This window comes from Butyricicoccus faecihominis, assembly GCF_024462775.1.
GTDB classification, from domain to species: domain Bacteria; phylum Bacillota; class Clostridia; order Oscillospirales; family Butyricicoccaceae; genus Agathobaculum; species Agathobaculum faecihominis_A.
Map to the genome: position 1 here is coordinate 1 of NZ_JANGCE010000012.1, position 26,164 is coordinate 26,164.

Consider the following 26,164-nt stretch of genomic DNA (forward strand, 5'->3'; position numbering starts at 1 on the left):
TATCTAGGGGGCATTGGAGCCCCCCTAGACAGCGTGTCGACTTTGTCGACACGCTGAAAGTAGGAGGCTTCTAAAATGGAAGCCTCCTACTTTTAAAGAGAGAAGAAAAGAGCGAATGATTAACGACGGTTGGTCGAAGCGTTTACGATAAAAGCGTCCAGCACGACCGCCGCGACAAGGATCGCGCCCTGTACGACAAGGCGGGTCGAGGTCTCCGCGCCGATCAGGTACATGCCGTTCGCGAGGCTGCCCATCACGAGCGAGCCGAGCAGCACGCCCCAGATGTTGCCCTTGCCGCCGGTCAGGCTGGCGCCGCCGAGCACGCACGCCGCGATCGAGTTCATCATGATGCTGTCGTCGATCGAGGAGATGGAAACGCTTTGCACGCGGGAAGCCGCGATCAGCCCGGCGAACGCGAATACCGCGCCCGAGATGATAAAGGCCGCCCATTTGGTGTTTTTCACGCTGATACCCGCGCGGCGCACGGCTTCCGGGTTGCTGCCGAGCGCGTACAGATGCACGCCGAAGCGCGTCTGCGTGAGCAGGTAGGAGAACGCGGCGAGCAGCACGATCAGCAGCAGCACCGAAAGGTTCAGGCCCTTATAGCGCCGCATGATCTCCAGCACGGCCACGCCGCCGACGAGCACCGCGCCCGTGGGGATGATGACCTTGTTCACAAACTTGACAGGCAGATTATTTTTGCGCGCCTGCGTGTAGGACTGATAGGTAAGGATGAACAGCACCGCCGTGCCCGCCGCGAGCAGCACATAGGACAGCCAGTTCGGCAGGTAAGTGGTGGTGAACACGGCCAGCGAGCTGTTCATCAGCGAAATCTGGTTGTGCTCGCGCAGAATGACCAGCAGCAGGCCTTCCAGCGCCATCTGCGAGCCCAGCGTGATGATGAAGGCCGGGGCCGAAAACTTGGTGACGATCCAGCCTTGGAGAAAGCCCACGACCGCGCCGGTCAGGATGCAGGCCGCGAAGCCCGCGAGAAAGGGCAATTCAAAGATGACGCAGATCATCGCGCCGACGGAGGCGCTCACCGCGCTTGCCGCCGCGCAGGAAAGGTCCAGCTCGCCGTGCAGCAGCACGAGGAACAGGCCGATGGACATCACGCCCATGTTGACGATCTGCACCGAAAGGGTGGTCAGGTTGCGCGAGCTGAGAAACGAGGGATTGATCGCCGTGAAAATGACCCAGATCACGACCAGCGCGAAGATGACCGGCAGCATGCGCAGCGGGCCGTTCAGAGCTTCCATCACGCGCAGTTTTTTATTTGGTTTGATCTCTGTCGTACGGCTCAGAACGACACTGTCTTTTGTAGTTTCCGCCATGATTACTCCTCCAGCAAAAGCAAAGTTTAGCCGCCGGCCCGCCGATCGGCGGACCGTTATTATTTTAGGGTCTTGGCGACCTCGTCGATCGCTTGCTGCGTGGCGACGCCCGCGTCGACGATCTCCGCCTTGAGGTTATCCTGAGTGATCAGCAGCGTGGGCACCAGAATTTGCGGCAAGCCGTCGGGCGAATCGTTATCGTACACACGGTCGGCCATGTCGGCGGGGCACTTGCCGTCGCGCAGCCAAGTGGCGCAAACCTCGGCGACCTTTTGGGCCTGCGTTTCGTAGTCGGGCAGTACGTCGGCCGCCTGCCAGCCCTCCTGCACGCGGGCCAGTCCCTGTACGGTGGAGTCGCAGCCGCCGAGCAGGGCCACGTCGTGCACCATGCCCTGCTCCTGTAGCGTCGCGACGACGCCGGTCAGCAGGTCGTCGTTCATGCTGATGACCACGTCTACGTCATTGCCGGTCTGCGTCAGCATTTGCTCGGTAACGGGCTGCGCGCTGGCCGCCGTCCAGTCGTTGGTATCGGCTTCAAAGACGATTTCGACCTTGCCCTCTTCCGCCCACTTGTCGAGCGTTGCATGGTAGGTATCCTTGAGATCGTTATAGAACGGGGAGCCGGTCGCGCCCCAGATACCGGCGACCTTGACGACGCCGTCCGCGTTCGGCAGAATGTTTTCCTCCATGTATTTTAGGTACTGTTCCGCGATGGCGGGGAAGGGGGTGGTGACCATCATTTCGCATTTGCCGCCGTAGGGCGTGTGCGACAGCGCGCAGAAGGGAACGCCCTCGTCGTTGAGCAGTTGCAGCGCGCCCGCCGCGCTGAGCTCCTCGGCCGGGGCGTAGACCAGAAAATCACAGCCCGCGGTGATCGCGCCTTCGATTTGCTGCAACTGCTTTTGCGCGTCGCCCTCCGCGTCCAGCACCTTCAGCTCCATATTGGGCGCGTAGGTTTTCAGCCACTTTTCAATGAAGGGCGCGTCAAAGTTGGGCCAGCGGGAGATGGTGCCGTCGGGAATGGCGAAATAGACCGTGCCCTCGCCGTCGTAGATCACATCGCCTTCGGCCGGTTGCCCGCCGCTCGGCGTGCCGGACGGCACTGCGGTACTTCCCGCCGCGTCCGGCGCTTTGCCGGAGGAACAGCCGGTCAGCAGTAACGTGCAGGTAAAGCAGAGCATGGATAGCAGCGCGAGCGCGCGATGGAACTTTTTCATGAGAAGCCTCCCTTTCTTTTTAAGACGAATGGATACCCGTAATGTGCGCGACCAGATCGTCGCGCGTAAACGTGCCGCCTTCCAGCACGCTTTCGATCTCGCCGATGCGCAGCACGACCGCGCGGTCGGCGGATTTGACGACCTCGTCCAAATCCTGCGACACGACCACGACCGCGTGTCCGGAGTCCCGCAGCGAGCGGGTCAATTTGGATACCTGCTTGCGCTGGATAACGCCGAGCGCGGCGGTCGGCTCGTCGAGCAGCACCACCTTGGAGGGCAGCAGCAGCGCCTTGGCAATGGCGACCGCCTGCCGCTGGCCGCCCGAGCGCGTGCCGACCGGGGCCGAGGGGTTGGGCACGTTGGAGCCGATCTCCCCGAACAGGTCGCGCGTCCGGCGCTCCATGCTCTCGTGGTTCAGGCGCGCCGCGCGGGTCAGTTCGTTGCCTAAGAAAATGTTTTGGAACGCGTTTAAATCGTTGCAGAGCGATAGGTCCTGATATACCGTGAAAATGCCCATGCCCTGCGCCTGCTTGGGGGTCGCGATGCGGACGGGCTTGCCCTTGAAGAGGATTTCGCTTTCCGCGTTCGGCATGACCGCGCCGGAAAGAATGTTGACGAGCGTCGATTTGCCCGCGCCGTTGTCGCCGACGATAAACAGCAATTCGCCCTCGTGAATGGACAGGCTCACATCGTTTAAGGCGCGCACGCCGCCGTAATCCTTAGTCAGGCGCCGCAGCTCCACGATCGGTTTTTCATTTCTCATGCGCGTCTCCTATTCTTCGTCGAGGAAGGTGTTCGAGCCCGTGATCTCCGCGACGACGCGCTCGGTCGTGATCTCGGCCCGCTGTATTTCGGCCACTTTTTCGCCCAGACGGAATACGACCACCTTGTCGCAAATGGGGAACACTTCGGCCAGATCGTGCGAGACCACCACCACGCCCACGTTTTTTTCGCGCAGGCCCATGATGAGCTTGGAGACCTGCTGCCGCTGCTTGAGACCAAGGTTGGCCAGCGGCTCGTCCAGCAGCACCACGTCGGGCGCGCCGAGCATGGCCCGCGCGATGGCGACCGCCTGCCGCTGCCCGCCGGAAAGCGCGCCGGCGTTTGCGCGCACGCTCTGTATTTCGATGCCGAGCTCGTCCAGACACTGCTGGGCGACGCGCTCCATCTCGGCCTCGTTCAAACGGCCCGCGCGCGTGATCTCGCGCCCGAGGAACAGGTTCTGCACGATGTCCAGATTGTCGCAAAGCGCCAAATCCTGATATACCGTCTGAATGCCCAGCTCCACCGAATCGAGCGTGTTGTGGATCGAAACCGGCTTGCCGTTGAACCGGATTTCGCCTTCCTCGGGGATGTTAACGCCCGATATGACCTTTAAAAAGGTCGATTTGCCCGCGCCGTTATCGCCCACCAGCACGGTGACTTCGCCGCGGCGCACCTCCATGTCCACATCGATCAGCGCCTGCACGCCGCCAAAGTATTTCGAGATGTGCCGGAGCGATAAAAGCGGCGTGTCGACATGGTCGATGTCGAGGACCGTCGTATGTTGTGCTTTCATAAGTACTGCTGTTCACCTCCAGCTTTCTCACAGCGTTTGCGGGGCGGTCACTTCCGGTCCTTTTTGGGCACGGTGGTAAATTTGGTTTCGCCGAGCAGCACCTTAATGTCGATATCCGCGCTCGGATAGCCCGCGATCAGCACGGCCTGCGCGTGGATGCCGATATCGCCGGTCTGGACCACGGCCTTGCAGCGGTCGCGCAGCTCGTAGTATTCGGGCGCGTAGTTGATCTGGCGCACCTTGTTTTCACCGAACAGCTCGACCAGCGTGCCGTAATCCTTGGGGTTTTGGTCTGGCATATCCTCGGTGATGATCGCGCCCTCGAAATCGCCCGCTTCGGCAAGCGTGCGGACCACATCCTCAAACGTGGGCGAGCCGGTCACCACCTCAAGGTCGAGGTATTCCACGCTCTCGTCCAGCGGGTACAGCGCTTTGGAACAGGTTCCGCTGCCGGAATCCGCGATAAACAGCATTTCGCCGTGCCGGATCGATGCGACGATTGCCGCCAGTCTCTCGTTTAAAATTCTTCTTTTCATGTGAGGTGCCCCCTTAAAAATTTATAATGCAAATGGAATAACGTTTTCATGCCGCCCTAGGCGTCGCGATCGATCGCGAGCACGCGCGCCGGATTGTCCACATTGAACAATCGGCAGGTGTGCGGCTCCAAACCGGCTTCCGCCAGATAACGCTGGAAATCGGTCAGCACGTGGCTGTAGCCCCAGCCGCCGTATTTGCGCAGAAAGTGCTTGAGCCCCTGATCGTGCGACAGCAGGATACGGTCGGCAAAGCCGCGGCCACACAGGCGGCGAATCGCCACGGTGCGCTGCAGATCGGTCGGCAGCACCCAAGAGCCTTGCTCCTTTTTGTAAACGGTCGTGTTGCCGCACAGCTCAAATTCCAGATAGCAGCCCCGGTTGCCAAGGCTTACGATGTAGTCCACGCCCTCGTCAAATTCGATATCCTTATGCGCGAGCGCGAAATCCAAATGACCTAGGATAATTTTATCCGGTGAAACGCCTTCTTCCTTTACCAGAATATCGAGCACCTCGTGTCCGCGCCGCGCGCCGGGGTCAAGGTGGATGGTAATGGCAAGTCCGGTCTCGCGCTGGGCGCGCGCTGCGGCGCGCAGCACCTTAACCTCGTCCTGTGTCATAAGGTAGCTCGTGCCGATCTCGCCGATGACGCCGGGGCGGATATCCGTGCCGTCCAGCCCGTTTCGGATTTCCGCAATATACTGCGCGGCAAGCTGGTCGGCCGAGGCGGCGCGCACATAGTCCGGCAGGGTGGGATCGATGTAGTGGCCCGTGCCGCAGATGATGTGCAGCCCCGTTCGGCGCGATACCTCGGCGAGCCGCCGTACATCGCGGCCAATGCCTTCAAGCGTTACCTCGGTGATCGTGCGGCCGCCGGCGGCTTTGAAAACGGCCAGCTCCTCGAGCGCGGTGTCCATGTCGGTCAGCCGGCATTCGTCGCGGTTGGCGTAGGGATTGACGCGCATGGACCATAGGTTTTGCAGCGTGACCGGCTCCTCCATAAAACGACGTTCCGCTTCGTTTTGCGGCGGCAGCAGAAAACAGGTGAAGTCGCAGAAAATGTGCTCGTGCGTCAAGGTTGGGCCAAGCGCGCTGGGGGATACCGGCCCCCGTACGGTCATTGCATGTGCCATGGTCATTCCTCCTGTTTTTTTGTCTTGCATGCACAAAAAAAGCCACAGATCCCCTTCATCTTGTCCGATGAAAGCATCCATGGCTTATCACTTTGTCCGCCGGCGCGGCAGTCTTGACCGCGCCTGACGCTCTATGCACTTTTGTTATGGCTATATTAACACCACCCGTCTTTTTTGTCAATGATTTATATCTCATTTAATTTAATGGATATAATATTTGGTGAACCTGCATGATTCACGGGTTTTTAACTTGTTTAAAACGTTCATACAGTTGCGGCGCCGTTGTCCAGCGGCAGGGGGGACAGGCTGGCGCGGCGGGGAAAGCGCACGTTTGCCTCAGTGCCGTGCGGCGAAGCGGGCAAATAGGTAAGCGCGCCGTTTAATTCGCGGAGGATGCTGGTGATGATGCTCATGCCCACGCTTTCGGCCGCGTCCGCCTGAAAGCCCTCCGGCAGGCCCGCGCCGTTGTCCGCGACGGAGAGGATGACCATCGTGCCGGTATTGCGCAGCGTGATCCGCACGCGGCAGCCGCTTTGTCCGGGTAAAAACGCGTGGCGCACACAGTTGCTGATCAGCTCGTTTGTGACCAGCGCGATCGAGATCGCGTCGTCATAGGGCACGCTGGTCTCCTCAAGCTGGGTGTCGAGCGTGATCGACAGGCCGTGGTAAATATGCAGGATCTCAAGGATGAGCGTTTTCAGGTTGACCACATTGCGCCCGAACCAATCCTTGCACAGCAGCGCGTGCACCGTGGCGATGCACTTGATGCGGTGCATCGCTTCGTCCAGTATTTCGCCCACGTTGGGGTCGGGCGCGGCGAGCGCGTCCGCCTTTTGCAGATACAGCAGGTTGTGCACCATTTGCAGGTTGTTTTTGATGCGGTGGTGGGTCTCTTGCAATAAAACGGAGTTGCCCATCAGGCGCGAGGTCTCGATGGCGACGGCGACCTCGCGCGCGTACATTTTCAAATAGATCGGCGCTTGCGGCGCGGGCACGCGCCCGGCGGAAAACATCACCTGAATCAGCGCGTTCTTTTTTCCGTCCAGCCGCACCGGGTAGCAGAATATATGTCGTATCGCATCGCTTTTGGAGAAAAGCGCTTCAAATCGCGCCTCGCCCGCGCGAAATTGCAGCACGCCCTTCTGCTGAAGCAGCGCCAGCACGTCGGTGTGCGGCAAAAGGGGGAGCGGCGGCGCGCCGTCCCCGCTGGAGATCACGTCCACCACGTTCATGCGCGATTCGTCCACCAGATACAGCACCGAGCAATCCGCGCCGAGCGCCTTGACCAGATCGCCCGCGATGTGCTCCAGCACGCGCTTGAGCTCGCCGTCCGACTGCATGATATCGTCGATATTGCTGATCGCCTGCAACACGGAAAGGTCGTCCTCCTCGGTGCGCGATTCGATGAGCGGCTCCCACCCGGAAAGCAGGTAGGCGATTTCGCTGGGGTTTTTGCGCACTTCCTCCGTGGGAAAGGTGCCCTTGATCGTGCCGCCGTCCAGAATGGAGATGCGGTCGCCCAGCCGGAGCGCCTCCTCAAAGCTGCTGGTCATATAGATCACGCCGCAGCCCGCTTCGGTGAGAAAGCGCAGCACCTTGGGGAGCAGCCCGCGGCTTTCGCCGCCCAGATAATTGATCGCGTCGAAAAACACCGCGACAGGGGGCGCGATCGCGCATAAACGCAGCATTTCCACGGTTTTGCATTCGTCCACGCTCATCTGCGACGGGCTTTTGGACAGATCGAGCGAAACGCCCACCCGCCGCATCAGCTCCGTGCACTGGTCCAGCGCGCCGCGCTTGACGCAAAAGCGGGGCTTGAGGCTGGCGATCAGGATATTTTCCGCGACCGAGATAGAAGGGCAGAGCATGGGCGCAAGGCCGATAAACTGAATCTCGCGCTCCAACCGGCGGCGTTTTTTGTAGGGTTGGCCCAAAATATCGTAAGCGCCCGACAGACCGAGCACGTCTCCGCACAGCAGGTCGCAAAAATTGCGGTGGTCGTAAATGTAGGTGCCGAGCAGCACGTGCGTTTCGCCCGGCCTTAGGTCGAAGCGGAGGTTTTGAAGCCGCCGCCCGCCGTGCGCGAGCGAGGAGAGGTTTTCCATGCGCAGCAGCGGCGCGCGGCTTTTTTTCTGCGTCCCCCTTGTCATTTGATCAGCTCCTCGCGGCGCAGGATATCCTGCGCGACCAGTACCAGCTTGCGGTTTTCGTTCCGGCTTTTGCGCTGCAAAAAGCGCATCGCGTCCTCGTCGCCAATGCCGAATTGATCCATCAAAAGCCCCTTGGCGCGTTCGATCACCTTGCGCTCGGAAAGGCGGTTGATGGCCTGATCGCGCTCGCTGATGGCGGCGCGCTGCTCGGCGTAGCGCGCGTAGGCGATGGACAGCGCGGATTCGATCTCGTATTCATCCACCGGCTTTTGCAAATAGCCGAACACGCCCGCCGCGCTGACGCGCTCGGTCACCTTGGAATCGCGGTAGCCCGTTATGACCACCGCCGGGATCTGAAAAACCTTTTGCACGGTCTCGATCGCGGTAATGCCGTCTATTTCGGGTAGGTTCACGTCCATCATCACGATATCGGGCCGCAGTTCCAGAATACGTTCGATCGCAAGCTTGCCGTTGCCGGCCGTGCCCACCACCTCGTGTCCGATATTGGCTACCATCTTCTGAAAACCGAGCCGCACGAGCGGCTCGTCCTCTGCAATAAACACGCGCACGGTATTTGCCTCCCCCCTCAAGTCAGTCTGTTTCCAGCGGCCTGTCCTCCCGGCGCAGCGCGCGGGCCGTGGCCGAATGGGGACAGTGTACGAGCCCCGCGGGCGGGCCTTCGTACAGCACCTGCCCGCCGTTTTTGCCGCCCTCCGGCCCCATGTCGATCACCCAATCCGCCCGGCGGATCACATCCAGATCATGCTCCACCACAATGGCGGAAGCGCCCCCCTCGATCAGGCGGGCAAGCAGCTGCATCAGCTGCTCCACATCCGCCCCGTGCAGGCCGGTGGCCGGCTCGTCCAGCAGCAAGACGCCGCCCTCGCCGCCCAGATGGCTGGCCAGCTTGACGCGCTGGCACTCGCCGCCGGAAAGCGTGCCGGTCGGCTGGCCGAGCGTCAGATAGCCAAGGCCGACGTTTGCCAGCATACGCAGCTTGGCGCGGATTTTGGGGCTTATAAAAAATTCCATGGCCTCGTCCACCGTCAGCGCCAGCACCTCCAGAATCGTTTTGCCGCCAAAGCGGTGGGAGAGCGCTTCTTCGCTGAACCGCGTGCCGCGGCAGGCTTCGCACGGCTGGGTCACCGGGTCCATGAAGGCCATTTCGGTGGTGACAAAGCCCTTGCCCTTGCAGACCGGGCAGGCCCCCTTGGAGCTGTAACTGAACAGCGCCGCATCCACGCCGTTTTCGCGGGCGAACAAGCGGCGTATCTCATCCATTATGCCCAAGTAGGTCGCCGGGGTCGAGCGGGAGCTGGCGCCGATCGGCGCGCTGCTGATGTGCTCGGCCTGCGGGTACAGGCGCTTCAGTTCGCCGCAGACGAGCGAGGTCTTGCCCGACCCGGCGAGCCCGCTCACCACGGTCAGCACGCCGAGCGGGATATCGACCGATACGTTCTTGAGATTGTGCAGCGTCGCGTTCCGAATGTGCAGCCAGCCCTTTGGTTTTCGCGGACAGGGATTGAGCGGCGTTTTCTTGCGCAGGCTCAGCCCGGTCAGGCTGTCCTGCTCCATAAGCGCGCCGACCGGCCCCTGAAAGATCACCCTGCCGCCGCCGGTACCGGCGGCGGGCCCCATGTCGATTACCTCGTCCGCCATGCGGATCACGGCCTTGTTGTGCTCCACCACCAGCAGCGTGTTGCCCCGGTCGCGCAGGCGCAGCAGCAGGCGGCCCAGCCTCGTAACGTCCGCCGGGTGCAGCCCGGCGGAGGGCTCGTCAAAAATATAGGTCAGCCCGGTCAGGCTGCTGCCCAAATGGCGCACCATTTTCAGCCGCTGCGCTTCGCCGCCGGACAGGGTGCGGCAGGGGCGGTTCAGGCTCAGGTAGCCAAGGCCCATATCGGTTATGCTGTGCAGCACGCGAACCAGCCGCCGCGCGAGGGAAGCGCCCACCGGGTTTTCCAGCCGTTCCAGCACGGCGGAAAGGTCGCCGATCTCCATTTCGCCCAGCTCGTGGATGTTAAAGCCGAAAAGGCGGCTTTCGAGCGCAGCCGCGTTCAGGCGCGCGCCGCGGCAGGCGGGGCAGGCGCATTCGGTGGTGAAATCGCGCAGGATGCGCTGCGCGGCCTTGCTGCCCGCGTTCACGTCCCGCTTGAGGTATAGCCGCTCGATGCGGTCGAGAAAGCCCTCGTAGGTGAGCGTGTAATCGTTCCAGACCTTGCCGGTCGTGTTGCGGATGGGCACGATCACGCCCGAGCCGTGCAAAAAGTCCTGCCATTCCCGCTCGCTCCACTGGCAAAGGGGCTTGTCCGGGTCCAAAAGGCCCGAATTGGCGTAAAGCTGCCACTGATAGGCGCCCACCTGATGGCCGGGGAACAGGATCGCGCCTTCGTTTAGCGATTTCTCCGTATCCAGCAGCTTGGCGAAATCAAAGCGCACGGTCTTGCCAAGGCCGCTGCACACCGGGCACATGCCTGAGGGATCGTTAAAGGAATAGGCGGAGGACGGCCCGGCGCTCGGCGTGGCGCAGCGGGAAAAGAGCAGGCGCAGCAGGGGCGCCAGATCGGTCATGGTCGCCACGGTCGAGCGGATATCGCCATGAAAAGGCTTTTGGTCGATCACGATCGAGGTGGTCAGCCCGTCGATCATGTCCACGGCGGGCATTTCGTAGTGGGGCAGGCGGCTGCGCAGATAGAGCGGGTAGGTGTCGTTCAGCTGTCTCGACGCTTCGACCGCGATTGTGTCGAACACCAGCGAGGACTTGCCTGAACCGGATACGCCGGTAAAGACCACCAGCCTGCCCTTTGGAATGGAAAGGCTTATGTGCTTCAAATTGTTTTCATGCGCGCCCGAAAGGACGATCGCGTCGCGTGCGCGGGGCATACCGCATTCCTCCTTATCTGTCGGCGTTTCATTAAAAATATTATAGCACGGCTCGAATGGTGCGTAAAGCGCTTGCTAACTATAATTTTTCTAAATATAAAAAATATTATTTTAAGCATTGACAAATTGAGTGAAACGGCTTATCCTGATAGTGGAGGGCGTTCCTCAGGCGCCTTCGATCTCTTTCGTTTTCCTGCCTTGCCCGCCGGTGGGCGCGCCAATGTTATTTTGTTAAGGGAAACGCATAGGAAAAAAACAAGGGATTCACCGAGCTAGTAGGGCGCGAGAAGGTGAATTGGCCGAAGGCCAAGAGAAGCTGGTCTGGACCACGCTCTCGACGCGCCGTCTCGAAGGGACGTAACACTTTCTGAGAAACCATGTCCCTTCTCTCGGCCGTACCGGCCTGTTTGATGCTCTCACTTATCCCGGTGCTTCGCTCTCGGCGCGCCGAGGGCGTCGCGCCCTACTTTTTCTGTGTTTGCGTTATTTTTTTGTCTTGCCTGACCTTATATGAATAACATTGGTGGGCGCGCCTCTCCCTACATACATGCGGCGTTTTAAGATCCGGCTGTCCTCCGGGTCGTTCGCCGGCCGGGCAAGGGAAACGCAGAGCCAAGCGGCCGCAGACATACGCTGTCTGCGGCCGCTTGGTTTTATATCGGGGGACTGTTAAACGATAAAGGGGAACAGGGTGGAATCAAGCGTCAGCCGGATTAGGCCGAGCGCGTAGTTTTCAAACGTGTGGCCGTCGGTACGGAGCTCGGGCAGGTGCTGCGGGCCAAGCACCTTGCCGCACAGCGCGCGGATCTCCTCCGCGTCCGCGTCGCCAAGGCTGTTGCTCAGCAAAACAACGCTCGCCGGGTTGATGGTGCAGCAGATGGTTGTGAGAATCTGGGAGGCGAACCGCAAAAACGCGGGCCGGTCGTTCAGCAGGCGCGCCTGCTCGTCCGGCGAAACGCCGAAGGCCTCCGCCACATGCCAGACCGAGCCGGACAGCATGGTGGAGCCGGTCAAGGAGTGGCCGTTTACGATAAAGCCGCTGCCGACATAGCCGCTGGTCTCCGGGAAGTAGATGGCGGCGAAATCGCCGCGTCGCTCGGCCTGTTCGTGGTAAAGGTAATAGGTGATGATGTGCATATCGTTCTTTACGATCACCTGCACGCCGAACCGCTCGCTCAGCGAGCGGACAAAGTCGGCCTTTTCCAGCCCCTTGATGTCGCAAAACTCGATCACGCCGTCGCTCACCACGCCGGGAATGCCGATGCCCACCGTGCGGATGAGCGGGTCCGCCGCGATCCGCTCGGCGACCAGCTCCTCGATGGTCTGCTGGGACAGCTCGCCGGGCGTGAGCTGCCGCTGTTCGATCACGCCGCCAAGCGCGTCCGCCACGGCGAGGTCCAGCGAACCGTGGTCCGCGTGCGTGTATACGCAAATACTCAGCACGTGCAGATAGTCCCGGTTGTAGGAGAACAGATCGGAAGGACGGCCAATGCCCGCGCCGATCTGATCGACCTTGAGGATTTCCTTTGCCTCAAGCATTTCATTCAGGGCGGTCGAGCAGGTGGCCATGCTCAGATCGGTCTCCTTGACGATGTCGGCCTTGGTGCAGGTCTCGTGCTTCTGGATGGCCTCGCGGATGCGTTCCTTGTTGCGCTGGCGGATTTCGATTGCGCTGGTAATCATTTGTTCTAACCTCGATTCAGCGGGCGGCGCGCAAGCCAAGTTCGCGCCGCCCGCATTTCAATTTATTGTGCAGCAATGGGTATTAAAATATATCATATTATAATAATATAATATCCTAAATCTCCCTTCTTGTAAAGCCTTTTGAAAAAATTGCCCGCCGGATGAAAATAGATATTGCTTTATTTTGGTTGATAATATAAACTAAATAAAATACAAGAAAAGAATTGCGTGAAGCAAGGCATGGACAGGGGGAGAGCGACGTGCGCGCAAAGGTAAGAGAAATGACGAAGGGCAGGCCGATCAGCCTGATCTTCTTTTTTTCGCTGCCGCTGATGGTGGGCAGCGTGTTCCAGCAGCTCTATATGATCGTCGATTCGATCATCGTGGGCCGGGGCGTGGGCGTGCAGGCGCTGGCCTCGCTCGGCGCGGCGGATTGGATCAACTGGATGCTGCTCTGGGCAATTCATGGGTTCACACACGGTTTTTCCGTCTTGGTGGCCGAGGTGTTCGGCGCGGGCGACCATAAGCGCCTGCAAAAGGTCATCGGCCAGATCGTGCTGCTCAGCCTTGCGGTCGGCGTGGTGCTAACCGTGGTGGGGCTGCTCGCGATCGATCCGCTGCTTCGCCTGCTCCAAACGGAGCAATCGATCATCGGCGGTTCCCGGCAGTACTTACAGGTGTTGTTCGTGGGCACGATCATCGTGTTGGGGTACAACATGTCCGCCGCGATCCTCCGCTGCATGGGCGACAGCCGCACGCCGCTGGCCGCGATGGTGGTGGCGGCGGTCGTCAACATCGGGCTGGACCTTTTGTTCGTCCTGCAATTCCATATGGGCATTTTCGGCGCGGCGGTCGCAACGGTCATCGCCCAGCTCTGCTCGCTGCTGTATTGTCTGGCCGCCATGCGGCAGCTTCCGGCCTGCTGCCTGTCGCGCGAGGAGCTGCGGCCCGACAAGCCCCTGCTGCGCCGCCTTTTCAGCCTTGGCGCGCCCACGGCGCTGCAAAACGCCGTGATCGCGGTGGGCGGCATGGTCGTGCAGTTTGTGCTAAACGGCTTCGGCATTGTGTTTGTCGCGGGCTTCACGGCCACCAATAAGCTGTACGGCGTGCTGGAAAGCGCGGCCATCGCGTTCGGCTACGCCATGACCGCGTATATGGGGCAGAACCGGGGCGCGGGCCGCACCGACCGGATCGACGCCGGCATACGGGCCGTTGTCACGCTTTCGGCGGTGATCTCGGTCGTGATTTCGGTTTTCACCATTGCATTTGGCAAGGGGCTGCTCAGCCTTTTCGTTTCCGCGGAAGAAAAAAACGCGGCCGAGGTGATCGAGATCGCCTACCATTATCTGTTCATCATGAGCTGCCTTCTCATCATCCTGTTCCTGCTGCACGCCTACCGTTCCTCGCTGCAAGGGCTGGGCAACATGCGGGTGCCGATGGCGTCCGGCGTGGTCGAACTGTTCATGCGCATCGGCGTGGCGCTGCTGCTGCCGCCGCTGATCGGCAGGGAAGGCATCTTCTACGCGGAGGTAGCCGCTTGGACGGGCGCGGCCGTGTTTTTGGTGGCGTATTATTACACGCATATCCGGCGGATCAAGGCTGGGATCGATGCGGAGCGTAAAATTATAAAGGAATAAAAATAATATTTGAAAAAATATGCCGCAACGCCTTGACACTGCCGCGCGGCGGTGATATCATGCAGTTAAACGGAAGGAAAGGAGCGCGGGAGACTGCTCTTCCGCAACATGCATGATGGGCAAGAACATACTGATCCTGACCGCCAGCGCGCGGCAGGGAGGAAACAGCAACCTTATGGCGCGGGCGTTTCGGGAGGAGGCCGAGCGCGCGGGACATACCGTGGAGGTGTTTGACACGGCGGCGCATCGCATTTTGCCCTGCCGCGCCTGTGACCAGTGCTTTTCGGCCGGGCGCGCCTGCGTCTTTGCGGACGATTTCGCGCTGCTCTCGCCCCTGCTGGAATGGGCGGACACGCTGGTTTTGGCCATGCCGCTTTACTGGTATACCTTCCCGGCCTCGATCAAGGCGGCGCTCGACAAGCTCTATGCGTTCATCGTCGGCGGCAAAACGCTGCCGATCAAGGAGGCCGTGCTGCTCATCTGCGGCGAGATCGCGGAGGAGCGGGTGTTTGAAGGCGCGGTGCGCTCGTACGAGCTTATTTTGGAGGACCGCGGCTGGAAGGACAGCGGCCGTCTGGTCGTGCCCGGCGTGAACAAGGCGGGCGAGATCAAGGAAACGGACGCGCTGGACCGCGCGCGGGCGCTGGCCCGTTCGCTGTAAGGGGGCGGGACAATGAAAAAGAATGTTTTGGTGCTGACCGGCAGCCCGCGTCCGCACGGCAACAGCGACCTCATGGCCGATGCGTTCATACAGGGCGCGCGTGAAGCCGGGCACGAGGTGACGAAGTTCGACTGCGCGCATCATCGCATGGCGGGCTGCATCGCCTGCGACGTTTGCTGGAGCCACGGCTCCGCCTGCGCGGTTCAGGATGATTTCCAGCAGCTGATCCCGCTGCTGGAAGCGGCGGATGTACTGGTTTTTGCGTTTCCGCTTTATTGGTCGTCCATGCCGTCGCAGATGAAAGCGCCAATCGACCGGCTATACGCCTATTGCGCGCCGAACTGCCGCACGCCGCTGAAAGCAAGCGAAAGCGTGCTGCTCGTCTGCGGCGAGGCGGAGGACGAATCCTACTTCCGCGACGCGGTACACATGTACAGCGATATGGCGGACTATTTCAAGTGGCGGCAGCGGGGCAATATTCTGGCGCCCGGCGTCCGCGAAAAGGGCGAGATCGAGCACACGGACGCGCTTGCCCGCGCGCGTGCGCTTGGGGCGGCGCTGTAATTCAAAAAACAAAGGAGCGCTGTAGCGAAAGCTGCGGCGCTCCTTATTTGGGCTTCCCCCGACGAGGGGAAGCTGGCACGGCGAAGCCGTGACTGAAGGGGGGCGTAAGGGTGGGCGGCCATGATGTGCGTGCATTCTTGGTGGCTCGCTTTGCTCGCGATTTAATGCGCGGCGGTAGCCGCGGGGGAACGATGCGCCGCCCGGCGCGGGGGCCAAGGGGAAGGGAACACCTTACGGTTTTCCCTTCCCCTTGGAACTCCATTCTTTTCCCTTCTCCTGTATGGGGGCGGCACGAGCCGCCCTTTTGTCATATAAACAATTTGTCGCGGTGCCGGATCGGGTGCCGGGGGATTCAGTGGACGGGTTGCTTTGCTCGGCCGGACCGGCCTAGTTTCGCGCGCCCACATTTGCTGGCGCTCCGTTTAGTTGGTGGCTCGCTTTGCTCGCGATTTCATGCGCGGCGGTAGCCGCGGGGACGATTGCGCCGCCCGGCGCGGGGGCCAAGGGGAAGGGAACACCTTACGGTTTTCCCTTCCCCTTGGAACTCCATTCTTTTCCCTTCTCCTGTATGGGGGCGGCACGAGCCGCCCTTTTGTCATATAAACAATTTGTGGCGGTGCCGGATCGGGTGCCGGGGGATTCAGTGGACGGGTTGCTTCGCTCGGCCGGACCGGCCAAGTTTCGCGCGCCCGCATTTGCCGGCGCTTCGCTTTCGGCGGGCTGGGTCAGCCCGCCCTACGCCGGCCAAGCGTCCCCGCTTGTAGGGCGGAGTGACCCACTCCGCCGCTCGGCATGCTAAACTACAGTTGCTCCAATGCGCTGCGCACCATAGCGGTGACAATTTGAATTTGAACAGGCGTTGCGCTCTGCCATAGATCCGAAAGTACGCCAAAATCGCTTAGTTCGTTTTCTATCAGCACTTCGGTAAGTAAGTAGGTTGGCGATACTTTAAGTTCGTCGCATAAGCTGATAAATACCGGCAGACTGGGCGTCTTTCGCTCTGCTTCGATTTGGCGAAGATAAGTCGCATTGATGTGACATAATTCCGCTAATTGTTCGCCGGTCAGTCCACGGCTGATTCGCGCTTTTTTCAAGCGTTGCCCCATCAATAGCTTCATGTTTTGCCCTCTTTTTAGCTTTATTGTAGCTTCATTATAACCTGTTTTGTATCTTTCATGTTTCGTGATATGGAAACATTGGGCTGTCATGAGAAACCGAATATAAAAAACGCGGCCGTTGGGCGGGCTGCCCCAGCCCGCCGAAAGCGAAGCGCCAAGACAAGTGGGCGCGCGAAACTAGGCCGGTCCGGCCGAGCGAAGCAACCCGTCCACTGAATCCCCCGGCATCCGGTACGGCACCGTCAAAAATTGTTTACATGACTAAAGCGCGGCTCACACCGCCCCCAAGCAGGAGAAGGGAAAAGAATGGAGTTCCAAGGGGAAGGGAAAACCGTAAGGTGTTCCCTTCCCCTTGGCCCCCGCGCCGGGCGGCGCATCGTTCCCCCGCGGCTACCGCCGCGCATTAAATCGCGAGCAAAGCGAGCCACCAAGAATGCACGCACATCATGGCCGCCCACCCTTACGCCCCCCTTCAGTCACGGCTTCGCCGTGCCAGCTTCCCCTCGTCGGGGGAAGCCCAAATAAGGAACGCCGCTCAGGTGTTCGTCCCCGCGCCGGGCGGCGCGTTCGTCCATCGCGGCTACTGCCGCGCATTTTATCGCGAGCAAAGCGAGCCACCAAAAAAAGGGCACGCCGCAAAAACACGGCGTGCCTTTTTCATACAGTTGCTTACATATCCTTCATTTGCTCCGCGACCTGCGCGCGGAAGTTGGACAGGAAATCGCCCATGCCGTCGGCATGTTCGTACAGGCGCTCCTTGGGGGAAACGTCGCAGAAGCCGTAGGTCTTCAGGCGGGTGAACTCGGCGCAGGAGTAGCCCGCGCCCTCGTTGCCGATGCCGGTGCCCTTGCAGCCGCCGAACGGCTGGTCGTTATGGCGCAGCGCGCTGGAACCGTTGACCCATACCGCCGAGGATTCCACGTGCTCGGTGTAGTAGAAGGACTTCTTCAGGTCCTTGGTGATCACGCACGCGGACAGGCCGTACTGGCTCTGGTTGGCGATCGCGACAGCCTCTTCGTCGGTCTCAAAGGTGATGATCGGAACGACGGGGCCGAATACCTCCATATCGCACGCGATATCCATGTCCTTGGTCACGTTGTCCAGAATGGTAACGTCCATTTCGGGGCCGTTGCGCTTGCCGCCGTAAAGGAGCTTCGCGCCCTGATCGATGGTGTGCTGGATCTGCTTCTCGACGCGCTCGGCCGCCTTGGTGGAGACCAGACGGGTCAGCTGCGCTTCGGGATCGGTCGCGTGGCCGCGCTTGAGGGTGGAAACAAAGTTCACAAGGCACTTGACGAACACATCGTGCGCCTTCTTATGTACGATGGTGCGCTTGGGGGAGGCGCAGACCTGCCCGTTGTTCTCGTTGATGCGGCCCCAGCACAGGCACTCGATCGCCTTGGCGATCAGCTCGGGATCGTTCGCGGCTTCCTCGGTGATGATGAGCGGATCGTTGCCGCCCAGCTCCAGAATGACCTTCTTGATGGTGGGCGCGGCGTCGTGCATCATCTCGGCGCCGGCTTCGGTGCTGCCGGTCATGGCGATGCAGGCGACCTTCTTGTTGGTCAGCAGGTTTTCGGTGCAGTCCTCGCGGCTGCCGGTGACGAATTGCAGCACGTCCTGCGGCACGCCGGCTTCGATCGCCAGATCAATCAGCTTCTTGACGCAGCAGGGGGCCGTGGTGGATGCCTTGACGATCATGGTGTTGCCCATCAGAAGCGCCGGAACGACCTTTTGCAGGGTCAGCTCGACCGGGTAGTTGAAGGGGATGACCGCCGCGACGACGCCCAGCGCCTCGTGACGGACCATGACTACGTGATCCTCGTAGCCCTCGGAGCTGTCGCACAGCACCTCGCCGTACATGTGCTTGCCCACTTCGATGTTGGCGCGGCCGATCTCGGCGGCGTAGGTGGTCTCCGCGCGGGACTGAAGAATGGGCTTGCCCATTTCGCAGGACATGTAGTTTGCGATCTCCTCGCGGTTCTGGTCGATCAGGTCGCAGAACTTATAAAGGATCTGGCCGCGCTCGAACAGCGGCACCTTTTCCCAGCGGGGCTGCGCCGCGTAAGCGACGTCTACCATTTTCGCGATCTCCTTGCCGTCGTAGTGCGGCACGCTGCCCACTACCTTGCCGGTCGATTCATCGATGATTTCCATCATGCGCATGATTTTGTTCCTCCTATTTGACGATTGTAGTATGGTGGAGCGACGTTTGACCGCCGCTTTTTATTAGCTTTAATTTAACACATAAAATAAAGTCTGTCAATGAATATTTATAGGTTATTTTAAAAATCGAAGAAAATATGCCTTTGTTATTAAATTGTTTAAAATAAATGTTGACAAAAGTCGGCGCGGGTGCTATAAAGAGAATATACGGAAAGACAATGTTATTCAGTTAAAGCATTTTCGTAAGTTTGTCATCCTGAGCGAAGCGAAGGATCTCGCGCGAACGCGCGGAATCTACCGAAAATCGCGCGTCCGCGCGAGATCCTTCGTCACCATGTTCCTCAGGATGACAATGGGGTAGCTTAACTTCATGACATTGGACGGAAATATCCTTCTATTCTAGTTTCGACCTATTCTTCCTTTTTTCTTCTTCTCTCGGGAAAGCGCCGCAGGCAACACGTCCTGCGGCGCTTTTCTATTATTCAAAAATTTTCACGGGGATCTGTAGCTTGACCAAAATATTGTTGTTGCAGTAATCAAAGATCGACATCTTGGCGATGACCTCGCCAAGGTATGGGCCGACGATCTGGTAGCGCTTATCCCGGATGAACTGCAGCAGCTTATCCAGCCCGATACATTCCGAGCGGCCGTCCATGGCGATATAGTTGCGATAGATACAGGCGTAGGTGCCGGCCTGCACGATCGTATGGGGAATGCTCGCCTGCATGGGGCCGTCGATCAGAAGCAGCGCGCCGCCGCACAGATAGTCTTCCTCCAAAAGCGCTTGCTGCGTAATGGTGCAGCAGGCCTGATTGAGCAGGGAAGCGGAAAGGTTGTTTTCCTGAAGCGCCTCCTTGATCTGCACCAGCACCTTGGACCAAGGCGAGCCGTCGCAATAGCTTTGCCGCAGGTCATACGGTTCGATCTCAAACGCCAAAGCCGCCCGCTTGGGGATGAACTCGATGAACGCGGAATCCAGAACAGGGGGATTGCGCATGTGGGCGCAGCTATTGAGCTGCTTGATCAACAGGTCGCGCAGCGTGGTATCCGCCGTGATCTTTTCATTGAGCGTGTCGATCCGCTCGCTGAGCAGCGCTTCAAACACCGAAAGGTTCCGCTCGTCCAGCATGGATTTGATTTGCCGGAGCGACAGACCCACGGATTTCATTTGAATGATCTTTTCCAGCCGCGCGAACTGGTTGCGTGAGTAATAGCGGTAGCCGTTATAGTCATCCACGTTTTGCGGTACCAGCAGGCCCATATCATGATAAAGGCGCAGGGTGCGCCGTGAAATGTTGAAAATCTCCGACATATCCCCGATACTGTACCGGTCGTTTTCTCTTGAAAAGTACTGATCCACGGAGATGCCCTCCTTCACAAGAATGACGGTCGGAACGATCCCGCCTGACAGAAGGAATCGTTTTGGACATAAGGTTATATATAGCCTAGTAATAGATTAGCATTATTTCCCGTTTCAGTCAAGCGCCGGACGAATCGTAAAACCTTGACGTTGCGGTAGGCCATAGTTAGCCTTAGATATGATGGAAAATTTGATAAACCGCTGGAAACAGCGGTTTTTTTATGCTCTTTTCACAAAAAAAGCAGGGCTATATTTAGCTATTGACCCTATCGCAGGGGGAGTAGGTACAATGGCACTATAAGCAAAGCAGGGAAACGCCGATAACGGCGGCACGCTTTCTGCAATGCCGTTCAACAAGGATAAGGAGGCATACAAAATGAGAAACACCAAATTTGACGGGGTCATGACCGCGCTGATCACGCCGTATAACAAGGATGGCTCTGTAAACGCGGAAATGCTGAGGGCGCACACGGACTTTGTGATCGAGGGCGGCGTGGACGTCGTGATCGCGTCGGCCGGCAGCGGCCAATACGTCAACATGAACGCAGAGCAGCGCGCGTTTACCGTAAAAACGGTCGTGCAAGCGGCAGCGGGCCGCGTGCCGGTGATCGGCGGCGTGTTGGAGCCCGGCTTCGCCGAAGCGGTCATAAACGGCAGAAACGCGCTCGACGCGGGCGCAAACGCGCTGCTGGTGCTGCCGCCCTATTATGTAAGCGTTACGCAGCAGGGTATTTACGATTATTTTCAGGCGCTGTATCAGGCGCTGCAAGCGCCCATGATCGTATATAACTATCCCGGCCGCATCGGCACAAACGTCATGCCGGAAACGCTCGCGCGCATGCTGCGGGAGATTCCGGGCGTGATCGGCTGCAAGGAGTGTTCGGATTATACGCAGTTTTTAAACGCGGTGCGTCTGGCGGGCGACGACGGATCGATCTACAGCGGTTCCGATCTGGCGTTTGCCGATCAGGTTCTGGCGGGGGCGCGCGGCGGCGTGATCGCGGCATCCTGCGTGCTGCCCCGCGAATATGCCGAGATCTACAAGCTGGCTCGGAGCGGGGAATCGCAAAAGGCGCACGCGCTCATCTTCCAGTATTTCGGTCTGGTAAAGGCGCTGTTCGGCAACGGCATGCACCCCTCGCCCCTAAAATACGCCATGCAGCTGATGGGGCAGGAGACCGGCGCATGGACCGTGCCCGTGAACGAACCGGACGAGGAGACAAAGGCGCTTTTGCGTGCCGAGCTGGAAAAGCACGGCATGCTCGCGTAAAGGAGGAAAAATAGGATGAATCAGTTGCCTACCCTTGGTTTTGTCGGTACCGGCGCGATCACGACCGCGATGGTCACCGGTTTTTGCAGCCGCGCGGCCGATGTTCCGTACCCCATCGTCGTTTCGCCGCACTATGAAAAAAACGCCGCCAAGCTGAAGGCGGATTACCCCGACCGCGTCACCGTGGCCGACAGCATTCAGGCCGTGGTGGACGCGGCGGATTGGGTCGTTCTGGCCGTGCTGCCCGAAGCGGGCGAGGAGGTTTGCCGTTCCCTGCGTTTCCGCCCGGCGCATAAGATCATCAACGTCATGTTCGATAAAACGGTGGAGCAGATCGCCGCTTGGATCAACTGCAAGGTGGATACCATGCTGCATATGGTGCCGTTAACGTTCAACGCCTTTACCGACGGCCCGATCGTGCAGTGTCCGCCAACACCCGAGGCGGCGGAGATTTTCGGCCACATCGGCAAGGTCATTTCAGTCGAAAAGCGGTACCAAGCCGCCGTGTTCGGCGCGATTACCGGCTGCGTGACCTCCATGTTCGCCGTCATGGATCAGCTGATCGGTTGGGCGCAGTCCGAAGGGCTGAGCGCCGAGCAGGCGACGGGCTATGTGACCAATTTCTTTGCCGCCGTTTGTCAGGAAGCGATTCGGCAGGATCGCACGGGCGTGCATACGATGGCCACCGTCTCAACGCCCGGCGGCATCAATCTGCAAAATTTAGAGCTGATCGACGCGGCGGGCGGCATCAAGGCGTGGGCCGATGCGATACGGCCGGTTTTTGCCCGCACGGTCGGCGACATCCCCAAAGACTGATAGGAAAGGCGAGGGAACACATGATGCATACCATCGTACTGATCGAACCCACCATCCACCCGGCGGGCGTTCAGCTTCTTCAAGAAAAGGCCCGTGTGGTCATGGCGCCGGACGGCGGGGAGCAAACGCTGATTCGCGTCATTCAGGAAAGCGGGGCGCAGGGGCTGCTGCCCCGGATCGAACCGATCACCCGCCGAATCATCGAAAGCTGTCCGACGCTCAAGGTCGTCGCGGAGCCCGGCGTCGGTCTGGATAATATCGACGTTGCGGCGGCGACCGAACACGGGGTGCAGGTCCTCCATGTACCGGATGGCAACTATACCACGGTGAGCGAGCACGCCATGCTGTTTCTTCTCGCCTCGGCGCAAAACCTGATTCGCGCGGATGCGAATGTGCGACGCGGCAACTGGCGGTACCGCGACACCAATTTGCCAAGCGACATTGCCGAGAAGACCCTGCTGATCGCCGGTTTTGGGCGGATCGGCCGCGAGGTCGCCCAAAAAGCGCAGGCGTTCGGCATGCGGGTGCTCGCGTATGACGCGTTCGTGCCTGCCGGCCAGATGCTGGAAGTGGGCGCGGAAAAGGTGGAGGTGCTGGAGGACGGCCTTGGGCGGGCGGACTTTGTCAGCATCCATCTGCCGCTGACGGCCGAGACGCGCGGCCTGTTTTCCACCGCCCAGTTTGAAGCCATGAAGCAAAGCGCCTATCTCTGCAATCTGGGCCGCGGCCCGGTCGTCGATGAGGCGGCGCTCTATCGGGCGCTCGTCGGCGGGCGCATCGCGGGCGCGGCGCTCGATGTTTTCGATCCCGAACCGCCGTTTGCGGAAAATCCGCTGTTCCAGCTCGACAATGTGATCCTGACTCCGCACAGCGGCGGCGATACAAGGGAATCGCGCGAGCGCCTCGCGGTCAGGGCGGCGGGCGCGCTGCTCGCCGCGCTGGACGGAGAAACGCCGCTGGTCAACTGGGCAAACCGCCGCGACATGGAAGCGCGCTGAAGCCTTCCCACACGCGCGGCCGACAGGGTCCCGACAACCATTAGGAAAAGGAGTATTCGCATGAAAAGATTTCTTTCTCTGCTTGCCGCCGCCGCGCTCTTCTCCACAATGCTTACCGGCTGCGGTCCTCAAACGGGCGTGCCGTCCGGTACGGGCGGCGCGGACGCGAACACAGATGTGGCGGTGCAAAGCGAAACCACCGGCCCGGCGCAGCCGCTCGCAGGCGCGAGCGTGGTGCTCAAACTGAGCCACGGCGATAACGACACCAGCATGCTAAAAAACACATGGAATTGCTACGCCCGTGTGTTCAAAAAGTCCATCGAACTGTATTCCGGCGGCGAAATGACGCTTGAAATCTATCCAAACGATTCGCTTGGCAGCACGACCTCGTGCTTGGAGCAGTGCTCGCAGGGGACGATCGATATCGCGCTGTCCGCCTCGGTCGGCGCGTTGGCCGGTTGGGTGCCGAACGTGAGCGTGTTCGATATGCCCTACCTGATCGAAGACATCGATGTGTGCAATCTGGTATGCGAGGGCGAGATCAAGGACGAGCTGAGCGCCCAGCTGCAAAGCGCCGCGAATATGCGCCTGCTCAGCCTGATCCAGACCGATTTCCGCAACCTCGATACGTGGAAAGCGCCCGTGCGTTCGCTGGCCGACATGGCCGGCATGAAAATGCGCGTGCAGGAGATCGATCCGCACATCGCCATGGTGGAAAGCTGGGGCGCGGTACCGTCCTCGGTCGCCTTCACGGAGCTGTATTCCGCGGCCTCGACCGGCGTGATCGACTGCTATGAAAACTGCAATTACACCCTGTTCATGAACAACCTGTACGAAACGGTCAAATACATCACCGAGACCAAGCACGCCGCGAACGTTTGCATTTGCGCCATGAACGAGGATTCTTGGAACAAGCTGACCCCGGAGCGGCAGGATATCATCCTGCGCGCCGAGATGGACGCGCGCCGCGCCACCAGCGGCGTGGTGGCCGCGAACAATGTGGATAACCTAAACGTTTTGGAAAGCAGCGGCATCGAGATCGTTTCGCTTACCGATGAAGAGCGCGCGGCCTTCCGGGACGCCTGCTTTGAAGCCGGCAAGGCGGCTGTGATGAACAAGGTGGACCCCGCGTTCTACGACCGCTTTACCAAGGCCTATGACGCCGCCGCCATGCTGATGGGACGCGCGTGAGCGGCCGCCGCTTTGTGAGGATTACGCTATGGATAAAATCAATAGGGTGCAAAGCGCGATCGCCCGCGTCTCGCTGGCGATCGCCGCGGCGGGTCTTTCCACCATCGCGGTATCGGTTTTTCTTTCGGTGCTGTGCCGCTATGTGCTGAAGATCAGCGCGATGTGGGTGGAGCAATATACCCGGTACATGCTGATCTGGGTCGTGTTTCTGGCGGCCAATGTGCTCATCTACAAAAACACGCTCATGCGGGTGGACTTTGCGGACAAGATCTGGCCGAAGGCGTTTCTCCGGGTGCGCGAAGGGCTTTATACCGTGCTGTTCGTCGTCATCCTGTGCACGCTGACGTGGCAGGGCTGGCTGCAGGCGCAAAGCTACTGGGGCGTTCCCGTGACCGGGCTGCCGGTGGATAAGTTCTGGGTCTACCTGTCCGTGCCCGTCGGCTCGTTTCTGATGCTGGTGCAGTATTTGCTGAATTTGGCGGCGCTTTTTTGCGCACACAAAAGCGGAGGTGCGAACGAATGAGTATGCAACTGATTCTGGTGCTGGTGATCCTGTTCGGCCTGCTCCTTGTCGGCTCGCCGGTGGTCATGGCGATCGGCACCGCCGCGATGAGCTACTTTGTGTTCAAGCCGGACATGCTGGGCAACCTGATGATGTACGCCCACCGGCTGTTCACCGGCATGGATAGCTTTATTTACATCTGCATTCCGCTGTTTATGCTCTCCGGCGAGCTGATGGGCCTGACCGGCCTGATGGACCGCGTGGTGGACTTTTGCCGCATCTTTGTCGGCCGCCTGCGCGGCGGCGTGGCGTATGTCAACGTGCTGGCCAGTATGCTGTTCGGCGGTATTTCGGGCTCCGCGCTGGCCGATATCGCCGCGCTTGGGCCGATTGAGATCTCCATGATGGAGGCGGACGGCTACGAGCGGGATTTTGCCGCCGCGCTGACCGCGACCTCCGCCATACAGGGGCCTGTGATCCCGCCGTCGATCCCGGCGGTCATGTTCGCCAGCCTGACGGCGGTTTCCGTGGGCGGCATGTTCATCGGCGGCGTGGTGCCCGGCATTATGCTGGGTCTGGGCCAAATCCTCGTGATCTTCTTTCTGGCGCGTAAGTTGCATTTTCCCAAGAGCGATGTCCGTTACAGTGCGAAAGAGGCGCTGCTTATCACGCTCAAATCCTTTTCCGCCATTTTTATGATCGTGATCGTGCTGGGCGGCATCATTTCGGGCGTTTTCACCGCGACGGAAGCCTCGGCGATCTCGGTGGCCTACGTGCTGCTGCTCGATCTGCTGGTCTACCATAAGCTGAAGCCGCGCGATTTGTGGTCTTCCCTCAAAAACGCGGCGACCGGCTCGGCCTCGATCTTTCTGATCATCGGCTTTACCTCCATTATCAGCTGGATCTTGACCATGGAGAGCGTGCCGCTGATGATCAACAACTGGGTGGCCGCCGCCAATATTTCGCCCTATCTGCTGCTGTTTCTGGTCAACCTGTTTTTCCTGTTCAACGGCATGTGGATCTCGGATTCCGCGCAGCTCGTGCTCTTTGCGCCGATCTTTGCCCCGATCTTTCAGCAAATGGGCATTCATCCGATCCACTTTGGCGTAGTCATGGTCGTAAACGTCATGATCGGCCTGATCACGCCGCCCTTTGGCGTGGGCCTGTACACCGCCGCCAGCGTCAGCGGCTGCGAGCTCAAGGATATCGTAAAGGCTTCGCTGCCGTTTACCGCGTCCTGCATCGTGGTACTCCTGCTGATCACCTACATCCCGAATCTTGTTTTGATGCTGCCGTGGCTGGCCGGGTATATTTGATCCTTCTACAAAAGGCTCCCTGTTTCTAAAACAGGGAGCCTTTTGCAGTTTTCAAATATTAATATGAATATATA

Annotated in this window: 22 protein-coding genes; 9 read left to right on the forward strand and 13 right to left on the reverse strand. The window is 59.7% G+C overall.

The window, feature by feature from the left end:
- Nucleotides 1–119 precede the first annotated feature (119 nt).
- From NE562_RS07930 to NE562_RS07980, 10 genes are all read right to left on the reverse strand, one after another.
- On the reverse strand, nt 120–1,334 hold the full coding sequence (locus tag NE562_RS07930; RefSeq protein ID WP_280961867.1) for a sugar ABC transporter permease: 1,215 nt from the start codon (nt 1,332–1,334) through the stop codon (nt 120–122).
- 59 nt (nt 1,335–1,393) lie between these two features.
- Nucleotides 1,394–2,551, reverse strand: coding sequence for a substrate-binding domain-containing protein (locus NE562_RS07935; protein ID WP_280961868.1), 1,158 nt, complete (start codon nt 2,549–2,551; stop codon nt 1,394–1,396).
- A gap of 19 nt (nt 2,552–2,570) precedes the next feature.
- Nucleotides 2,571–3,314: an ATP-binding cassette domain-containing protein gene (locus NE562_RS07940; protein WP_280961869.1), complete on the reverse strand. Its 744-nt coding sequence runs from the start codon at nt 3,312–3,314 to the stop codon at nt 2,571–2,573.
- A 9-nt stretch (nt 3,315–3,323) separates the two neighbouring features.
- Entirely contained in the window at nt 3,324–4,109 is a 786-nt protein-coding gene (locus tag NE562_RS07945; RefSeq protein WP_280961870.1) for an ATP-binding cassette domain-containing protein, read from the reverse strand.
- 47 nt (nt 4,110–4,156) lie between these two features.
- Nucleotides 4,157–4,645, reverse strand: coding sequence for an RbsD/FucU domain-containing protein (locus NE562_RS07950; protein ID WP_280961871.1), 489 nt, complete (start codon nt 4,643–4,645; stop codon nt 4,157–4,159).
- A 56-nt stretch (nt 4,646–4,701) separates the two neighbouring features.
- Nucleotides 4,702–5,775 (reverse strand): phosphotriesterase family protein, encoded by a 1,074-nt coding sequence (locus tag NE562_RS07955; RefSeq protein ID WP_280961872.1) that lies wholly within the window; start codon nt 5,773–5,775, stop codon nt 4,702–4,704.
- Nucleotides 5,776–6,038: 263 nt separating this feature from the next.
- Nucleotides 6,039–7,925, reverse strand: a complete 1,887-nt coding sequence (locus tag NE562_RS07960; protein WP_280961873.1) for a histidine kinase dimerization/phosphoacceptor domain -containing protein — start codon at nt 7,923–7,925, stop codon at nt 6,039–6,041.
- On the reverse strand, nt 7,922–8,494 hold the full coding sequence (locus NE562_RS07965) for an ANTAR domain-containing response regulator (protein ID WP_280961874.1): 573 nt from the start codon (nt 8,492–8,494) through the stop codon (nt 7,922–7,924). The genes NE562_RS07960 and NE562_RS07965 overlap by 4 nt, the downstream gene beginning before the upstream one ends.
- A gap of 22 nt (nt 8,495–8,516) precedes the next feature.
- On the reverse strand, nt 8,517–10,808 hold the full coding sequence (locus NE562_RS17665) for an excinuclease ABC subunit UvrA (protein ID WP_305147410.1): 2,292 nt from the start codon (nt 10,806–10,808) through the stop codon (nt 8,517–8,519).
- A gap of 669 nt (nt 10,809–11,477) precedes the next feature.
- Nucleotides 11,478–12,491, reverse strand: coding sequence for an ROK family protein (locus NE562_RS07980; RefSeq protein ID WP_280961875.1), 1,014 nt, complete (start codon nt 12,489–12,491; stop codon nt 11,478–11,480).
- Between the two features lie 260 nt (nt 12,492–12,751).
- Between NE562_RS07980 and NE562_RS07985 the strand changes: the two genes are divergently transcribed.
- The 3 genes from NE562_RS07985 to NE562_RS07995 all read left to right on the forward strand — a co-directional run bounded on the left by NE562_RS07985 (nt 12,752) and on the right by NE562_RS07995 (nt 15,353).
- Nucleotides 12,752–14,128, forward strand: coding sequence for an MATE family efflux transporter (locus NE562_RS07985; protein ID WP_280961876.1), 1,377 nt, complete (start codon nt 12,752–12,754; stop codon nt 14,126–14,128).
- A 112-nt stretch (nt 14,129–14,240) separates the two neighbouring features.
- Nucleotides 14,241–14,789 carry a flavodoxin family protein gene (locus tag NE562_RS07990; protein ID WP_280961877.1) on the forward strand — a complete coding sequence of 183 codons (549 nt, stop codon included), beginning with the start codon at nt 14,241–14,243 and terminating at the stop codon, nt 14,787–14,789.
- 12 nt (nt 14,790–14,801) lie between these two features.
- Nucleotides 14,802–15,353: a flavodoxin family protein gene (locus tag NE562_RS07995; RefSeq protein ID WP_280961878.1), complete on the forward strand. Its 552-nt coding sequence runs from the start codon at nt 14,802–14,804 to the stop codon at nt 15,351–15,353.
- An 800-nt stretch (nt 15,354–16,153) separates the two neighbouring features.
- Here the strand turns inward: NE562_RS07995 and NE562_RS08000 are convergent.
- The 3 genes from NE562_RS08000 to NE562_RS08010 all read right to left on the reverse strand — a co-directional run bounded on the left by NE562_RS08000 (nt 16,154) and on the right by NE562_RS08010 (nt 19,997).
- Nucleotides 16,154–16,471, reverse strand: coding sequence for a helix-turn-helix domain-containing protein (locus NE562_RS08000; protein WP_280961879.1), 318 nt, complete (start codon nt 16,469–16,471; stop codon nt 16,154–16,156).
- A gap of 669 nt (nt 16,472–17,140) precedes the next feature.
- Nucleotides 17,141–18,637, reverse strand: a complete 1,497-nt coding sequence (locus NE562_RS08005; RefSeq protein ID WP_280961880.1) for an aldehyde dehydrogenase family protein — start codon at nt 18,635–18,637, stop codon at nt 17,141–17,143.
- 478 nt (nt 18,638–19,115) lie between these two features.
- A complete protein-coding gene (locus NE562_RS08010) occupies nt 19,116–19,997 on the reverse strand; it encodes a MerR family transcriptional regulator (RefSeq protein ID WP_280961881.1) in 882 nt (293 codons plus the stop codon).
- A 376-nt stretch (nt 19,998–20,373) separates the two neighbouring features.
- On the opposite strand from NE562_RS08010, the gene NE562_RS08015 reads away from it, so the two are divergent.
- Genes NE562_RS08015 through NE562_RS08040 form a run of 6 tightly spaced genes read left to right on the forward strand, consistent with a single transcriptional unit; the run spans nt 20,374 to nt 26,090 of the window.
- On the forward strand, nt 20,374–21,267 hold the full coding sequence (locus NE562_RS08015; protein WP_280961882.1) for a dihydrodipicolinate synthase family protein: 894 nt from the start codon (nt 20,374–20,376) through the stop codon (nt 21,265–21,267).
- 15 nt (nt 21,268–21,282) lie between these two features.
- Nucleotides 21,283–22,083: an NAD(P)-binding domain-containing protein gene (locus NE562_RS08020; RefSeq protein ID WP_280961883.1), complete on the forward strand. Its 801-nt coding sequence runs from the start codon at nt 21,283–21,285 to the stop codon at nt 22,081–22,083.
- Nucleotides 22,084–22,103: 20 nt separating this feature from the next.
- Nucleotides 22,104–23,081 carry a hydroxyacid dehydrogenase gene (locus tag NE562_RS08025; RefSeq protein ID WP_280961884.1) on the forward strand — a complete coding sequence of 326 codons (978 nt, stop codon included), beginning with the start codon at nt 22,104–22,106 and terminating at the stop codon, nt 23,079–23,081.
- 60 nt (nt 23,082–23,141) lie between these two features.
- Nucleotides 23,142–24,272 carry a TRAP transporter substrate-binding protein gene (locus NE562_RS08030; RefSeq protein WP_280961885.1) on the forward strand — a complete coding sequence of 377 codons (1,131 nt, stop codon included), beginning with the start codon at nt 23,142–23,144 and terminating at the stop codon, nt 24,270–24,272.
- A gap of 28 nt (nt 24,273–24,300) precedes the next feature.
- Nucleotides 24,301–24,795 (forward strand): TRAP transporter small permease, encoded by a 495-nt coding sequence (locus NE562_RS08035; RefSeq protein WP_280961886.1) that lies wholly within the window; start codon nt 24,301–24,303, stop codon nt 24,793–24,795.
- Complete coding sequence (locus NE562_RS08040; RefSeq protein WP_280961887.1) at nt 24,792–26,090, forward strand: TRAP transporter large permease; 1,299 nt, start codon at nt 24,792–24,794, stop codon at nt 26,088–26,090. Before NE562_RS08035 ends, NE562_RS08040 begins: the two co-directional genes overlap by 4 nt.
- The last annotated feature ends 74 nt before the right edge of the window (nt 26,091–26,164 follow it).

Bases quoted from the DNA above. Each gene is read 5' to 3' on its own strand.
- NE562_RS07930 (WP_280961867.1), bottom strand. From the start codon at position 1,334: ATGGCGGAAACTACAAAAGACAGTGTCGTTCTGAGCCGTACGACAGAG.
- NE562_RS07935 (WP_280961868.1), bottom strand. From the start codon at position 2,551: ATGAAAAAGTTCCATCGCGCGCTCGCGCTGCTATCCATGCTCTGCTTT.
- NE562_RS07940 (WP_280961869.1), bottom strand. From the start codon at position 3,314: ATGAGAAATGAAAAACCGATCGTGGAGCTGCGGCGCCTGACTAAGGAT.
- NE562_RS07945 (WP_280961870.1), bottom strand. From the start codon at position 4,109: ATGAAAGCACAACATACGACGGTCCTCGACATCGACCATGTCGACACG.
- NE562_RS07950 (WP_280961871.1), bottom strand. From the start codon at position 4,645: ATGAAAAGAAGAATTTTAAACGAGAGACTGGCGGCAATCGTCGCATCG.
- NE562_RS07955 (WP_280961872.1), bottom strand. From the start codon at position 5,775: ATGGCACATGCAATGACCGTACGGGGGCCGGTATCCCCCAGCGCGCTT.
- NE562_RS07960 (WP_280961873.1), bottom strand. From the start codon at position 7,925: ATGACAAGGGGGACGCAGAAAAAAAGCCGCGCGCCGCTGCTGCGCATG.
- NE562_RS17665 (WP_305147410.1), bottom strand. From the start codon at position 10,808: ATGCCCCGCGCACGCGACGCGATCGTCCTTTCGGGCGCGCATGAAAAC.
- NE562_RS07980 (WP_280961875.1), bottom strand. From the start codon at position 12,491: ATGATTACCAGCGCAATCGAAATCCGCCAGCGCAACAAGGAACGCATC.
- NE562_RS07990 (WP_280961877.1), top strand. From the start codon at position 14,241: ATGATGGGCAAGAACATACTGATCCTGACCGCCAGCGCGCGGCAGGGA.
- NE562_RS07995 (WP_280961878.1), top strand. From the start codon at position 14,802: ATGAAAAAGAATGTTTTGGTGCTGACCGGCAGCCCGCGTCCGCACGGC.
- NE562_RS08000 (WP_280961879.1), bottom strand. From the start codon at position 16,471: ATGAAGCTATTGATGGGGCAACGCTTGAAAAAAGCGCGAATCAGCCGT.
- NE562_RS08005 (WP_280961880.1), bottom strand. From the start codon at position 18,637: ATGCGCATGATGGAAATCATCGATGAATCGACCGGCAAGGTAGTGGGC.
- NE562_RS08015 (WP_280961882.1), top strand. From the start codon at position 20,374: ATGAGAAACACCAAATTTGACGGGGTCATGACCGCGCTGATCACGCCG.
- NE562_RS08020 (WP_280961883.1), top strand. From the start codon at position 21,283: ATGAATCAGTTGCCTACCCTTGGTTTTGTCGGTACCGGCGCGATCACG.
- NE562_RS08025 (WP_280961884.1), top strand. From the start codon at position 22,104: ATGATGCATACCATCGTACTGATCGAACCCACCATCCACCCGGCGGGC.
- NE562_RS08030 (WP_280961885.1), top strand. From the start codon at position 23,142: ATGAAAAGATTTCTTTCTCTGCTTGCCGCCGCCGCGCTCTTCTCCACA.
- NE562_RS08035 (WP_280961886.1), top strand. From the start codon at position 24,301: ATGGATAAAATCAATAGGGTGCAAAGCGCGATCGCCCGCGTCTCGCTG.
- NE562_RS08040 (WP_280961887.1), top strand. From the start codon at position 24,792: ATGAGTATGCAACTGATTCTGGTGCTGGTGATCCTGTTCGGCCTGCTC.